The organism is Nocardia sp. NPDC056000 (assembly GCF_042269265.1).
In the GTDB taxonomy this organism is placed as follows: domain Bacteria; phylum Actinomycetota; class Actinomycetes; order Mycobacteriales; family Mycobacteriaceae; genus Nocardia.
The window spans coordinates 364,937-378,851 of record NZ_JBHJXS010000011.1; the positions used below are offsets into that span (position 1 = coordinate 364,937).

Here is a 13,915-nt window from a genome sequence, read left to right on the forward strand (position 1 = left end):
GACCCCGCCGCCCAACCGGTCGTGCCGCTGCTGCCCGCCGATACCCCCGGCACCCCGGCGGTTCCGCCGCCGCCCCCGGAACACTGGTTCGCGGATGTGCTCGCCTCCGACGGCGGGGTGGTGCGATTGCGGCCGATCACGCCCGATGATGCGGCGGAGCTGGAGCGCTTTCACACCCGGCTGTCGGATCGGACCCGGTACCTGCGGTACTTCGGGCCGTATCCGCGTATGACGCCGAAGGATCTGTACCGGACCACGCATGTGGACTACCGGGATCGGGTCGGGCTGGTGATCGAGCTCGGGGACGACATCATCGCGGTGGGCCGGTACGAGTACCTCGCCGAGCGAGCGGGTGCGCGGTCCGCCGAGGTGGCGTTCGTGGTGGCCGATCAGCATCAGGGTCGCGGCCTGGGGTCGATACTGCTCGAGCATTTGGCGGGGGCCGCGGCCGAGAATCACATCGAAACCTTCGTGGCCGAAGTGCTCGCCGAGAACAACGCCATGGTGCAGGTGTTCCGCGATGCCGGATATCAGGTGCAGCGCAGCCGCGACGGATCGGTGCTGCACCTCGAATTCGCGATCGATCCCAGCGAGGCGTTGCAATCGGTGCGGGATTCGCGCGAACGCGCCTCGGAGGCGCGCAGTGTCGGGAATCTGCTGTCCCCGCGCTCGGTCGCGGTGATCGGCGCGACGCCGCTGGCGACCCGGGTCGGCGGTGCGGTGCTGGCGAATCTGCTGTCCGGCGGCTTCCAGGGGCCGGTGTTCCCGGTGAACCGCAATCGCACCGCCGTGCGCGGGGTGCGCGCGTATCCGACCGTGCGCGATATTCCGGATGAGGTCGATCTGGCCGTAATCGCGGTTCCCGCAGCCGAAATCGGCTCGGTGCTCGACGACTGCATGGCCAAGGGCGTCAAGGGGCTGGTGGTGCTCACCGCCGGATTCTCCGAAACCGGGCCGCGCGGTTACGCCGCCGAACGCGAACTGGTCGACGCGGTGCGTTCGCACGGTATGCGCGTGGTGGGTCCGAGTGCGCTCGGTATCGCCAATACCGATCCCGCGGTCTCGCTGAACGCCACGCTGGCATCGGTGCTGCCGGGACGCGGCCGCATCGGATTCTTCTGTCAGTCAGGCCCTTTGGGCGCTGCCATTCTCGGTGAGGCGGCGGCCCGCCAGCTCGGCCTGTCCACCTTCGTCTCGGCGGGTAATCGCGCCGATGTCTCCGGTAATGACCTGCTGCAATATTGGGACAGCGATCCCAGCACCGATGTGGTGCTGCTGTATCTGGAGACCTTCGGCAATCCGCGCAAGTTCTCCCGTATCGCGCGCCGGGTGGCGCGCACCAAACCCATTGTGGCCGTGAGCAGTGGCCGCAATGCCGTGCGGGTGGACGGGGAGCCGGATCTGGATCGCTCCCTGGTGCGGAATCTGTTCGCGCAGGCGGGCATCGTCCAGGTCGATTCCATCAGTGAGCTTTTCGACTGCGCCATGCTGCTGGCCTATCAGCCGCTGCCCGCCGGACCGCGTCTTGCGGTGCTGGGCAACAGCGCCGCGCTGAACTGGCTCGCGGTCGATGCCGGGCGCGGTGAGGGCCTCACGGTCGGGGAGCCGATCCAGCTCGGCCCGCAGGCCGGACCCGCCGACTATCTCACCGCCGTGGCGGCCGCCGTCACCGATAGCGCCGTGGACGCGGTCATCGTCATCTACTCCCCGCCCGTGCCCACCGCGGTCGCCGCCTTCGCCGAGGCCATTCGCTCCGGTGCCCAATCCGACCCGGACACACCGGTTCTCACCACCTTCGTGGCCGATCAGGGCATGTCGAATCTGCTCGCCACGCGCGGCCCGGGCGGCATGCTCGAGCGCGGATCGATTCCGTCCTACGGTGATCCGGAACGCGCCGCCCGCGCGCTGGCCCGGGTGCGGCGCTATGCCGATTGGCGGACCCGCCCGGTATCGCCGGTCGCGCGCCCCGATGGCGTCGACACCGCCCGTGCGCGCGAACTCGTCGCCGCGTGGATGGCCTCGGCGACCGATCACTGGCTTTCGGATCTGGAGGCCGCGGAACTGCTGGGCTGCTACGGGATTCGCGTCGTCGAATTCCGCGAGGTGCGCGATGCCGATGCCGCCGTGGCCGCCGCCGAGGAACTCGGCTATCCGGTGGCAGCCAAAGCGACCGGTGAGATCTGGCGTAATCGCCCGGATCTCACCGGCGTCCGGCTGGATCTGTGGCGTCCGGACGCGGTGCGGCGCGGTTTCACCGATCTGGCCGAGATATCCGGCAATCCCGTGCACATTCAGCGCATGGCCACCAAGGGCGTCGGCTGTGGTTTCCGGGTGCAGGACGATCCGTCGTTCGGATCGGTCATCAGTTTCGGGCTGTCCGGCACCATTATCGATCTGCTCGGCGACCGGGTGTACCGGGCGCTGCCGCTGACCGAGGCCGAGTCCATCGAGCTGATCGACGCCCCGCGCGCGGCCCCGCTGCTCTCGGGCACCGTGCGCGGCCGCGATATCGGCAAACCGGTGGATCGGGCCGCGCTCGCCGAACTCGCACAGCGTATTTCGGCGCTCTGCGATGACCTGCCCGAGGTGCGCGAGTTGCAGTGCGAGCCGATCATGGCCGCACCCGAGGGCGCCGCGGTGCTGTACAGCCGGGTGCGCATCGGCCCGGAACCCAGCAGATTCGATATCGGACCGCGCCGTATGGCATGACTCACACAGCGGTGGCGGCAGCGCGCGAATGAGTTGAGATGGACCAAGAATCGTCGGCAAGGAGAGGTGATCGTATGCGGGAGAACCAGATCGAAACGGCGACCGCGCCACTGCGCGATGACATCCGGTTCCTGGGCGGCATCCTCGGGGAAACGATTCGCGATCACGAGGGCGCGGACGTCTTCGACCTGATCGAACGGGTCCGGGTGGAGGCGTTCAAGATCCGCCGCGAGGAGGTGGACCGCGATGCGGTCGCCGATATGCTGCGTGATCTCGACATAGCCACCGCGATACCGGTGATTCGCGCCTTCAGCCACTTCCTGCTGCTCGCGAATCTGGCCGAGGATCTGCAGCGCGATCGCCGGCGCGCGGTGCATATCGCGGCGGGGGAGCCGCCCCAGGACTCCAGCCTGGCGGCCACCTATCGCAAACTCGACGCCGCGCGGCCCGATGGCGATCTGGTCGCCGATCTGCTCAGTGACGCCCTGGTCTCGCCCGTCATCACCGCGCACCCCACCGAAACCCGGCGGCGCACCATCTTCGATGTGCAGGCGCGCATCACCGAACTCATGAAACAGCGCCAGCGCTACGGTGAGCACGAGGCCGAATTCGCCGTCATCGACACCGATATCCGGCGGCAGGTGCTGCAACTGTGGCGGGCCGCGCTGATTCGCCTGGCGCGCTTGCGCATTCAGGACGAGATCGAGGTCGGCCTGCGGTACTACGATCTCACGCTGTTCGAGGTGATCCCGAAGATCAATGCCGATCTGCGCGATGCCCTGCGCGCCCGCTGGCCCGAACACGAGCTGCTGTCCCGGCCGATGCTGCGGCCCGGTTCCTGGATCGGTGGCGACCGGGACGGCAATCCCTTCGTCACCGCGGACGTGGTGCACCGCGCCACCCATCGCGCCGGATCGGTCGCCTTCGAGCGGTATTCGAAATCCCTTGTGGAACTGGAGAAATCGCTCTCGCAGTCGGCGCGCCTGGTGCCGGTGACACCTGAACTGGCGGCTCTGGCCGATGCCGGATTCGATGACTCACCGCAGCGCGCCGATGAACCGTATCGCCGGGCCATTCGCGGCATCCGGGCGCGGCTCACCGCCTCGGCGCGGCAGGCCCTCGATGAAATCCCCACGGAGGGAGTCGATGTCGGGGCGCGGCCGTATGCCGGACCACAGGAATTGCTCGCCGATCTGAATGTGGTCGACGCGTCCATGCGCGCCTCGGGTGACGGTCTGCTCGCCGATGATCAGCTCGCCGCGCTGCGCGGTGCGGTGGAGACCTTCGGTTTCCATCTCCAGGGCCTGGATCTGCGGCAGAACTCCGAAACCCACGAGCAGGTGGTGGCCGAGCTGTTCGCCTGGGCCGGAGTGCATTCGGATTACGCTTCACTGGACGAAGCGCAGCGGGTGGAATTGCTCGCCGCCGAATTGACCACGCGCAGGCCACTTGTCAGCCCGTCGGCCGATCTCAGCGAGCTCGCGGCGAAGGAACTCGCGGTGGTGCGCGCCGCCAAGGCCGCCATCGATGATCTGGGGCCGGATACGGTGCCCAACTACATCATCAGCATGTGCACCTCGGTCAGCGATATGCTCGAGGCCGCGCTGCTGCTCAAGGAGGCGGGCATCCTGGATCCGGGTGACGCCGATACGCCGCCGTCGAGTTCGGTGGGCGTGGTGCCGCTCTTCGAGACCATCGACGATCTGCGCGGCGGTGCCGAAATCCTTTCCGCCGCATTGGAAGTGCCCGCGTACGCGCGGCTGGTGCGGGCGCGCGGTATGCAGCAGGAGATCATGCTCGGCTACTCCGACTCCAATAAGGACGGCGGATACCTGGCCGCCAATTGGGCGCTGTATCGGGCCGAGCTGGACCTGATCGACACCGCGCGCAAAACCGGAATTCGCATGCGGCTCTTCCACGGTCGCGGCGGCACCGTCGGTCGTGGCGGCGGCCGCAGCTATGACGCCATCCTGGCCCAGCCCGCGGGCGCGGTGCGGGGTTCGCTGCGCCTGACCGAACAGGGCGAGGTCATCTCCACCAAATACGCGGAGGCGGGCACCGCGTACCGCAATCTGGAAGCCCTGGTGGCGGGCACCCTGGAATCCACGCTGCTGGATGTGGAGGGCCTCGGCGACGATGCCGAACCCGCCTACGCGGTACTCGACGAGCTGGCCGAGCTTGCGCGCCAAGCGTATTCGCGACTGGTTCATGAAACCCCGGGCTTCGTGGAGTACTTCCGCGCCTCCACTCCGGTCGCGGAGGTCGCGGATCTCAATCTCGGCAGTCGCCCGGCCTCGCGCAAACCGACGAACTCCGTCTACGACCTGCGCGCCATCCCCTGGGTGATGTCCTGGAGTCAATCCCGGGTGATGCTCCCGGGCTGGTACGGCACCGGATCCGCCATCGAGGAGTGGATCGGCGACGACCCGGAACGCCTCGCGCAGTTGGCCGACCTCTACCGCCGCTGGCCGTTCTTCCAGACGGTGCTGTCGAACCTGGCGCAGGTCATGGCGAAGGCCGATATGGATATCGCGGCCACCTATGCCGAACTGGTTCCCGATGAAACCTTGCGCGCCACCGTCTTCGGCATGATCTGCGATGAGTTCAATCGCACCGCCCGCATGCACGCCGCCATCACCGGCGCGGACGAACTGCTCTCCGATAACCCGGCCCTGGCCGAATCCATCCATAATCGGTTCCCCTACCTCGAACCCATCAATCAACTCCAGGTCGAGCTATTGCGCCGCCGGCGCGCGGGCGATGACTCCGAACTGGTCGAACGCGGCATCCTGCTCACCATGAACGGCCTGGCCACCGCCCTGCGCAACTCCGGCTAGACAGCGGGTTCCTCGACGGGCGCGGCCGCAGTGGGCGCGCCCATCTGCCGCAGTGGCACCTCCACGATGGCGAGCGCCGCGATCACACCGATCGCGCACAGCACCGCCGACCACAGGAAGATGCTGTGGATACCGGATGCCACCCCGTGCAGGTACGCATCGCGCACGGCGGCGGGCAGCTTGCCCAGCGCGGACGGATCCGGTTGCGCGCCAGTGGTATTGCCCTGTCCGGTCATCGCGGCGGTGAGCTGCCGGTTGAACAGCGCACCGAACAGCGCCACCCCGAAGGAGCCGCCCAGCGTGCGGAACAGGGTGGACACCCCCGACGCCGCGCCGATGTCCTTCATGGCCACGCTGTTCTGCGCGATCAGCATGGTCATCTGCATGAGGAATCCCATACCCGCGCCCAGCAGCACCATGTAGCTGCCCGAGGCGAGTCGGCTGGTGCCGGTATCGACCGTGGCCATGGCAATGCTGCCCGCGGTCAGGAAGAGCGCGCCGAGGATCGGAAAGACCTTGTAGCGGCCGGTTCTGCTCATCACCCGGCCCGCGATCTGGGAGACCACGATGATGGGCACCATCATCGGCAGCAGGAGCAGTCCCGAATTCGAGGCGGACGCGCCCTGCACGGTCTGCTGGAACAGCGGCAGGAAGCTCACCGCGCCGAACATGGCCACACCGGCGACCGCCGACAGGATCGCGGTCAGGGTGAAGTTGCGATTGGTGAACAGCCCGAGCGGGATGATCGGCTCGGTCGCGCGGGTCTGCGACCACGCGAACGCGGCGAGCCCGAGCACCGCCACCGCGATCACGGTGAGCATTTGCGCTGAGCCCCAGGCGTATTGGGTGCCGCCCCAGGTGGTGGCGAGCACGATCGCGGAGATGGTGACGGTGAGCAGGGCCGCGCCCGGATAGTCGATCCTGGCATTGGGCCGCCGCGCGGTCAGATGCAGCGTGGTCTGGCACCACACCAGGGCGATGAGTCCGAGCGGCAGGTTGAGGTAGAAGGCCCAGCGCCAGCCGAAGTTGTCGGTGACGATACCGCCGAGCAGCGGTCCGCCGATGGTCGCCAATGCCATGACCGAGGCGGTCATGCCCATGTACTTGGCGCGCTCGCGCGGTGGAATCAGTTCGCCGATGATGGCCATCGCCCCGGCGGCGAGCCCGCCCGCGCCGATGCCCTGGAGCACTCGGAATCCGATGAGCTGCTCCATGCTCTGCGCGGCTCCGGACAGTCCGGAGCCGATCAGGAAGATCACGATCGAGGCGAGGAAATTGTTCTTGCGGCCGAACAGGTCTCCCAGTTTGGCCCAGATCGGGGTGGATGCGGCGGTCGCCAGCGTGTACGCGGAGACCACCCAGGACAGGTGTTCGAGACCGCCGAGTTCACCGACGATCGTCGGCATGGCGGTGCCGACGATCATGTTGTCGAGCATTCCCAGCAGCATGGCGAGCATGACACCCAGCAGCACCCAGCGCACATTGTGCGGGGTGGTCCGAGCCGTGATTGTTCCGGTCATGACTCCAGAAAAACATAACGACTTAAAAAATTCAATGGAGTTAAAAATTTGTACGACTTAGGTCAGTCGGCTACGATGCGGTCATGAGTGGACTGCGCGAGCGAAAGAAGGCACAGACCCGCAAGAACCTGGCCGATGTGGCCATGCGGCTGTTCATCGAGCGCGGTTACGACGCGGTCAGCGTCAAGGAGATCGCCGAGGCCGCCGATGTCTCGGTGCCCACGCTCTTCGCGCACTTCCCGGACGGGAAGGAATCGCTCGTCTTCGACCTCGACGCGGATCGCGAACAGGGCCTGATCGCCGCCGTCCGCGATCGCGCGCCCGGCACCACGGTGCTCGAGGGCCTCCGCGACGCGTTCCTGGAATCCGCCGCGGGCGGGGAGACCCAGGAGATGCGGGACTTCATGCGCCTCGTGCACGAAACCCCGGTGCTCACCGGCTATTTCCGGCGCATGTGGCAGCGTCACGAAGGTGCGCTGGCACGAGCGATCGCCGAGGATCTGGGCCGCGATCCGGACGATGTCGCCGTTAGGGCACTGGCGCACTTCGTCTTCGGCGCGATGGACGTCGCGCGGCGCGGTGAGACACCGGCCGCGGACTTCACCCGCATCTTCGAACTGCTCGAAACCGGCTGGGGTCCGATGGTCAGGAAGTGAACGCCGCGGCGTGATCGCGGGCCCAGGCCGCGTAGGTACCTGGGGCGCGGCCGAGCACTCGCTCCACATCATCGGTGACGATGGCATTGCCGCCCGCGCGCACGAATGCCTGCCCGGCGGATGCGCCGTCCGCGAATTCCTCGGACATGCCCGCGCCGAGCATGAATTCGCGGGCTCGGTCCTGGTCGATATCGGCCACCTCGATCGGCCGGTTCAGCACGGCGGACAGTGCGGCGGCCTGATCGCGGGTGGTGAGCAGATCCGGCCCGGTGAGGGTGAGGATCCGACCCGAATGCTTATCCGAGAGCAGGGTTTCCACGGCTACGGCGGCGACATCGCGCGGATCGATGACGCCCTGCGTACCGTCGCCGGTCAGATTCGGCACCGCCTGACCGGCTTGGATCATGGGTGACCAGCTGAGCGTATTGCTCGCGAAACTGCTGGGCCGCAGGATCGTCCACGCCACCCCGCTGTCCCGAACGGCCTGTTCACCGGCCAGATGCCAGGTGCCGACGCGACCCAATTCCGGTTCGCCGGTGCCGATGGCCGACAGCTTCACGATCCGCCGGACTCCGGCTGCACGCGCGGCGTTCACCAGCGCACGGTCCAGTTCGACGAACTCCGGGCCGAGCAAGCCCACGATGAACGCGGCCTCGGCACCTTCGAAAGCCGCTGCCATGGAATCGGTGTCGGCGTAGTCACCGCGCACCACCTCCACGCCTTCGGGCAGCTGTGCCGCCTCGGGATCGCGGGTCACGGCCCGCACCTTCACGTCTCGTGCCGCCAGCTGCCGCACGACCGCACTGCCAATGGTTCCGGTTGCACCGGTGATAACGATCATGCTGCCAACAATGCCGCCGCCCCTACCTCGCGCTATAGGAAAAACCGGCACACTTCGGGGACTCCGCACGGCCTACAGTGGATCGGGTGACCGCCCTAGTGAACCCGGCCGTGGTGACCGCCGACGGCTTCGAGGACGCCCTGCCGCCCTCGGAGGCATTGCGCCCCTGGATCACCGAGATCGGCCGCATCGACCCCCGCACCGATCTGCCCCCGCGCTTCACCCATCTCCCGCACGCCGCGACCACGATCGTGCTGCGCGCGGAGCCCTCCGGTCGTCGCGACGCCCTGGTGATCGGTCCGCGCACCCGCGCCACCTACGCCGGTGCGAAAGAACCCCTGGGCTGCCTCCGGCTCCGATTGGCTCCCGGCGTCGCCCAGCCGCTATTGGGCGCTCCCGCAGCCGATCTCACCGACCGTGTCCTGCGGCTGGCCGATATGCCCGGCCCCGCGGCCGATCTCGCGGGAGCGCTCACCGAGATCGACCTCGATGAGGTGCTCACCTTTCTGGAATCCGCACTCCCGCGCGCACTTTCGGAGAGCTCCACCCGCCGCGAACATCGCCGCCTGCTCGACTCCGCGGTCGCCGCCATCCACCGCTCCACCCCGATGCCCGAAGTGGCGACCACCCTCGCGGTGAGCGAACGCCAACTGCGCAACCTCTTCACCGCCGGTGTCGGCGTCTCGCCCAAGCATTACGCCCGCATCACCCGGATCCGCCAGGTTCTGGCGGCGGCTGGAAACACCCCCTGGTCCGATATCGCCACCACCACAGGGTATTTCGACCAATCCCACCTGACATCGGACTTCCGCGCCCTGATGGGAGTCACACCCGGCAAGTTCGTCAGGGGCGATCTGCCCGCCCCCACCGCGTGCCAGCGGACCACGCGTCTGTGAGGGCCGCCGCGCCGATCAGTGGCCCAGCCGGGTGACCGCCGTGTACGGCCAGTCGCCGGGCGCGCGGGGATCGGGCTGCGGACCCTCGAGCGCGGCGCGGTGCAGCGGGGTGGTGAGGCGGCCGAATCGGTTGGCGCCGGCCGCTATCGGTTCGAGGTATTCGACTGTCCAGCCATGGGTTTCGAAGAAGGCGATGCCGTCCGCGGGGAGGAATCGCATGGGGGACTGTTCGAGCAGCCCGACCTTGCGATCGGCCATCAGCTTGGCCACCCCGGGGGTGCTGAGTTCGAGGCACCAGCCCGCGATGTCGGGACGGGTGAAGGACTTGGACAGGGCTATGACATCGGGTTCGGGCAGATACATGAGCAGCCCCTCGGTCACGATGAGGGCCCGCCCGATATCCGCGAGGGCGGAATCCAGGAAGGCCGCCAGCGCGTCCGAATCGGTGAGATCGATTGCGGTGCGGCTCAATCGGCACGCGGGGGTCTCGGCGGCCAGCAGGGTGTTCTTCTCCGCGATCAGGCCCGGCAGATCGGCTTCGATCCAGCGCAATTCGGCGGGCAGGTCCATGCGGTAGGGGCGGGTGTCCAGGCCCGCACCGAGATTCAGCACGGCATCGCAGCCCTCGGCGACAGCGGTGGCGATCTGGTCGTCGATCAACCTGGTGCGGGTCACGAAGTACCAGTCGTCATCGAGTTTGCGCCCGGCCGCCGCGGCGATCTCACGGCCGCGCTCACCCGCGAGCCGGTCGGCCAGCGGATCACGGAACAGCGCGTCGGGCCGGGCCGATTCGGCGGCCCGGCGGGCAGCCACCCAGCGCGCGGTATCGGATACGTGGTTCACCAGTGGTTCGGCGGATGCCATCTGCCCGACTCCTTCGCCCGCCCGGCGGTCTGCGGGCGTCCCCAGTCAGTTCTAGAGGACACCGGCGGCCGCCGCCAGCGGGGGATGTTTGCGATTGGATTGCCGAGGTAATAGATACGTCGATTGGCTTTCGATATTCATTCAGACCTCAACGACGAGGAGATTGGAATGACTTTCGAACTCTCGGCCGAATACTCCGCACAGCCCCTGCATATAGTGCTGGTCGCGCCACCCTACTTCGATATTCCGCCCGCCGGATACGGCGGTGTCGAGGCCATGGTGGCGACGCTCGCCGATTCGCTGGTCGATCGAGGACACCGGGTGACGCTGCTCGGCGCGGGTCGCGCCGGGACCAAGGCGCGGTTCATCCGGGTCTGGGACGAGGTGCTCACCGCGCGCCTCGGTGAAACATTTCCCGAAGTCGTGAATGCTATGAAGGTGTGCCGGATCATCGAGGAACTCCATGCCGAGGACCCGGTGGACATCGTGCATGACCACACCTTCGCGGGTCCGCTCAACGCTGCCGCCTATCGGCTGCTCGGCATCCCGACGGTGGTGACGGTGCACGGTCCGGTCGATGCGGATATGCGCGAGTACTACGAATCCTTCGACCGCAGCGCCCACCTGATCGCAATCAGTGATCGGCAGCGCGAATTGGCTCCGGGATTGCCCTGGATTGCCCGCGTGCACAATGCGATTCGACCGGAGGAATGGCCGTTCCGGGCCGAGAAAATGGATTACGGGCTGTTCCTGGGCCGGTATTCGCCGTCGAAAGCGCCCGATCTCGCCCTCGCGGCCGCGCATGCCGCGGGTTTGCGGCTGATTCTGGCGGGTAAATGCAATGAACCGCCCGAGAAGGCGTACTTCGAACAGGCGATCAAGCCGCTGCTCACCGCGTCCGATCAGGTTTTCGGCGAGGCCGACGCCATCGCCAAGCGGGAACTGCTGGCGGGCGCGCGCTGTCTGCTGTTTCCGATCCAGTGGGAGGAGCCGTTCGGTTTGGTGATGATCGAGGCGATGGTCTGCGGCACCCCGGTGATCGCCCTGCGCGGCGGTGCGGTCGCGGAGGTCATCGAACACGGGGTCACGGGCTTCATCTGTGAGGATCCCGCGGAATTGCCCGCAGCCATCGACCGGGCCGGGGAGATCGATCCGTACGCCTGCCGCGAGCGGGTGGAGCGGCTCTTCGCCGCCGATCATTTCGTGCGCGGTTACGAAGCGGCCTACCACGGTGCCATGGACGACGGCATGGATCGCACTCCCTCGCGAGTCGCGGACTACCGCAGCGTGATTCACACCGCGAAGGTCGCCGCCGAAACCGCCGCCCGGGCGGTGCCGGACGCCGTCGCCGGCGCGGTGCCCGATGCCGTCGCCATGACCGTGCCCGATACCGCCGCAGTGAGCCGCCGATGAGCATTTTCAATGCCGGGCCTCCATCACCGGTAGACGGTCGCGGGATCGTCACCCTGGTGGAGGCCGGATCCTTCTGTCTCTCCGACCAATTGGGCGATATCCATCCGGGTACCGCCCAGGGGTTGTTCTACCGGGACGCCCGGCTGCTCTCGCGCTGGGAACTGCGGCTGGACAGCCATCCGCCGGAACACCTCGCGGTCATGATGGCCGAGGCGTTCCGAGCCCGCTTCGTGACCCGCAAACCGCCCAATCACGGTGTCGCCGACGCCACGGTGCTGGTGCTGCGCCGCCGCATGATCGGCGAGGGCATGCGCGAGACCATCACGGTACACAACCTCGGCGACGAGGACACCGCCATGACCGTCACGCTCGCCGCGGACTCCGATTTCGCGGATCTGTTCGCGGTCAAGGACGGCCGAGTGCACAGCGGCGGTTGTGAACTCGCCGCCGACCAGGGCATGCTGCGACTGACCGACCGCGCCAATTCCGGGCGTGGCCTGGTCATCACCGCCACCGAAGACCCTGTCGCACAACCGGGTTCGCTGAGCTGGCATATCGTCGTCCCGCGGCGCTCCACCTGGCAGACCGTGGTGCTGTGCCAGCCGATCGTCGGACATCATCCGGTCGCGGTGAACCTGGACGACGATTCGAATGACAACCCGTCCAACAAGATTCGGCAGTGGCGCGCCACCGCCACCAGCCTCACCGCCAGCGGTGCGGGCCTGAACGCCATCCTGCAGCGCACCGAGAGCGACCTCGGCGCACTGCGCATGGACGATCCGAACAACGGCACCGCGTACGTGGCCGCGGGCGCACCGTGGTTCATGGCCCTGTTCGGCCGCGACAGCCTGCTCACCTCGTGGATGGCGCTGGTGCTGGATTCGGCACTGGCCCTGGGAACACTCCGGCAGCTGGCGAAACTCCAAGGCACACAGCACAATCCGCTCACCGAGGAAGAACCCGGCCGCATCATGCACGAAATGCGGCACGGCCCGGGCGGCGATGCCGTGCTCGGCGGCAGCGTCTATTACGGAACCGCCGACGCCACACCGCTTTTCGTCATGCTGCTGGCCGAATGTCTGCAATGGGGCGTGGACCGCTCCGCCATCGCCGAACTGCTGCCCGCCGCCGACGCCGCGCTGGCCTGGATCGACGAGTACGGCGACAGCGACGGTGACGGATTCGTCGAATACCGCCGCAAAACCGATCGCGGACTGGCCAATCAGGGCTGGAAGGACAGCTGGGACGCGATCAGCTTCGCCGACGGCCGCCTCGCCGATCCGCCACTCGCCCTGTGCGAGGTACAGGGCTACGTCTACGCCGCCCGCCTGGGCCGGGCCGATCTGGCCGAAGCCTTCGGCGATCCCGCCCTCGCCCAGCGCCTGCGCGCTCAGGCTCAGGACTTGAAACAGCGCTTCGACCAAGCCTTCTGGATGCCCTCGGAAAACCGCTACGCCCTCGCCCTGGACGGTGCGAAACAACAGGTCGACACCGCCACCAGCAATGCGGGCCACTGCCTGTGGACCGGCATCGTCGAGGACGAGCGCGCCGAGGCGCTCATCGCAAGCCTCGGCGGCGCCGACCTGGACAGCGGATTCGGCTTGCGCACACTGTCTTCCACCGCCCGCCGCTACAACCCGATGGGCTATCACACCGGCTCGGTGTGGCCGCATGACACCGCGATCGTGGTCGCCGGACTGCTCCGCTACCGCCACATTCCGGGGGCGTTCGAACTGGCCGAGCGCCTGTCCGTGGGTCTGCTGGAGGCGATCGCCGAATTCGACGCCCGCCCACCTGAACTCTTCTGCGGCTTCCCCCGCCCCGAATTCCATTCCCCGGTCCCGTACCCGACCTCCTGCTCACCGCAGGCGTGGTCCAGTGCCGCACCGCTGCTGCTGATGCGCTCATTCCTGGGTCTGGCCCCGGATGTGCCGAACCGAACGCTCAATGTCGCGCCCAGGCTTCCGGCGCGGGCGGGCCGCATTCGCCTCTCGGATCTGCGCCTGGGTACCGCCGTGGTGACCATCGAGGCGCACGGCGACACCATCACCGTGGAGGGCCTGCCCGAGGACTGGCGGCTCAATCAGGGCTGAGTGGACAGCGAAGCGCCAGCCGACTCGCGTTTTCCGGAGGGGGACAACGGAATACGGGAACCGGCTGGCGTATCTCGGACCGGCGC

Annotated in this window: 9 protein-coding genes; 6 read left to right on the forward strand and 3 right to left on the reverse strand. The window is 67.6% G+C overall.

Annotated features, from left to right (window positions below):
• Positions 1-27 precede the first annotated feature (27 nt).
• Entirely contained in the window at positions 28-2,709 is a 2,682-nt protein-coding gene (locus ACFC4D_RS31345) for a GNAT family N-acetyltransferase (protein WP_376068700.1), read from the forward strand.
• Positions 2,710-2,783: 74 nt separating this feature from the next.
• Positions 2,784-5,546, forward strand: a complete 2,763-nt coding sequence (gene ppc, locus ACFC4D_RS31350; protein ID WP_376068612.1) for a phosphoenolpyruvate carboxylase — start codon at positions 2,784-2,786, stop codon at positions 5,544-5,546.
• On the opposite strand, the gene ACFC4D_RS31355 is transcribed toward ppc, so the two are convergent.
• Positions 5,543-7,066: an MDR family MFS transporter gene (locus ACFC4D_RS31355; RefSeq protein WP_376068614.1), complete on the reverse strand. Its 1,524-nt coding sequence runs from the start codon at positions 7,064-7,066 to the stop codon at positions 5,543-5,545. The two genes, ppc and ACFC4D_RS31355, sit on opposite strands and share 4 nt — an antisense overlap.
• An 83-nt stretch (positions 7,067-7,149) precedes the next feature.
• Here ACFC4D_RS31355 and ACFC4D_RS31360 point away from each other — a divergent pair, with 83 nt between their 5' ends.
• Positions 7,150-7,722: a TetR/AcrR family transcriptional regulator gene (locus tag ACFC4D_RS31360; protein ID WP_376068615.1), complete on the forward strand. Its 573-nt coding sequence runs from the start codon at positions 7,150-7,152 to the stop codon at positions 7,720-7,722.
• On the opposite strand, the gene ACFC4D_RS31365 is transcribed toward ACFC4D_RS31360, so the two are convergent.
• Positions 7,712-8,563 (reverse strand): SDR family NAD(P)-dependent oxidoreductase, encoded by an 852-nt coding sequence (locus ACFC4D_RS31365; protein WP_376068617.1) that lies wholly within the window; start codon positions 8,561-8,563, stop codon positions 7,712-7,714. The two genes, ACFC4D_RS31360 and ACFC4D_RS31365, sit on opposite strands and share 11 nt — an antisense overlap.
• 86 nt (positions 8,564-8,649) lie before the next feature.
• Here ACFC4D_RS31365 and ACFC4D_RS31370 point away from each other — a divergent pair, with 86 nt between their 5' ends.
• The gene (locus tag ACFC4D_RS31370) at positions 8,650-9,459 is read left to right on the forward strand and encodes a helix-turn-helix domain-containing protein (RefSeq protein ID WP_376068619.1); all 810 of its coding nucleotides are present in this window, start codon (positions 8,650-8,652) and stop codon (positions 9,457-9,459) included.
• Between the two features lie 15 nt (positions 9,460-9,474).
• Here ACFC4D_RS31370 and ACFC4D_RS31375 read toward each other — a convergent pair whose 3' ends face one another.
• Positions 9,475-10,323, reverse strand: a complete 849-nt coding sequence (locus tag ACFC4D_RS31375; RefSeq protein WP_376068620.1) for a class I SAM-dependent methyltransferase — start codon at positions 10,321-10,323, stop codon at positions 9,475-9,477.
• Between the two features lie 168 nt (positions 10,324-10,491).
• Here ACFC4D_RS31375 and ACFC4D_RS31380 point away from each other — a divergent pair, with 168 nt between their 5' ends.
• Positions 10,492-11,736 carry a glycosyltransferase family 4 protein gene (locus tag ACFC4D_RS31380; RefSeq protein ID WP_375954121.1) on the forward strand — a complete coding sequence of 415 codons (1,245 nt, stop codon included), beginning with the start codon at positions 10,492-10,494 and terminating at the stop codon, positions 11,734-11,736.
• Positions 11,733-13,829 (forward strand): glycogen debranching N-terminal domain-containing protein, encoded by a 2,097-nt coding sequence (locus ACFC4D_RS31385; protein WP_375954120.1) that lies wholly within the window; start codon positions 11,733-11,735, stop codon positions 13,827-13,829. The genes ACFC4D_RS31380 and ACFC4D_RS31385 overlap by 4 nt, the downstream gene beginning before the upstream one ends.
• Positions 13,830-13,915 lie beyond the last annotated feature (86 nt).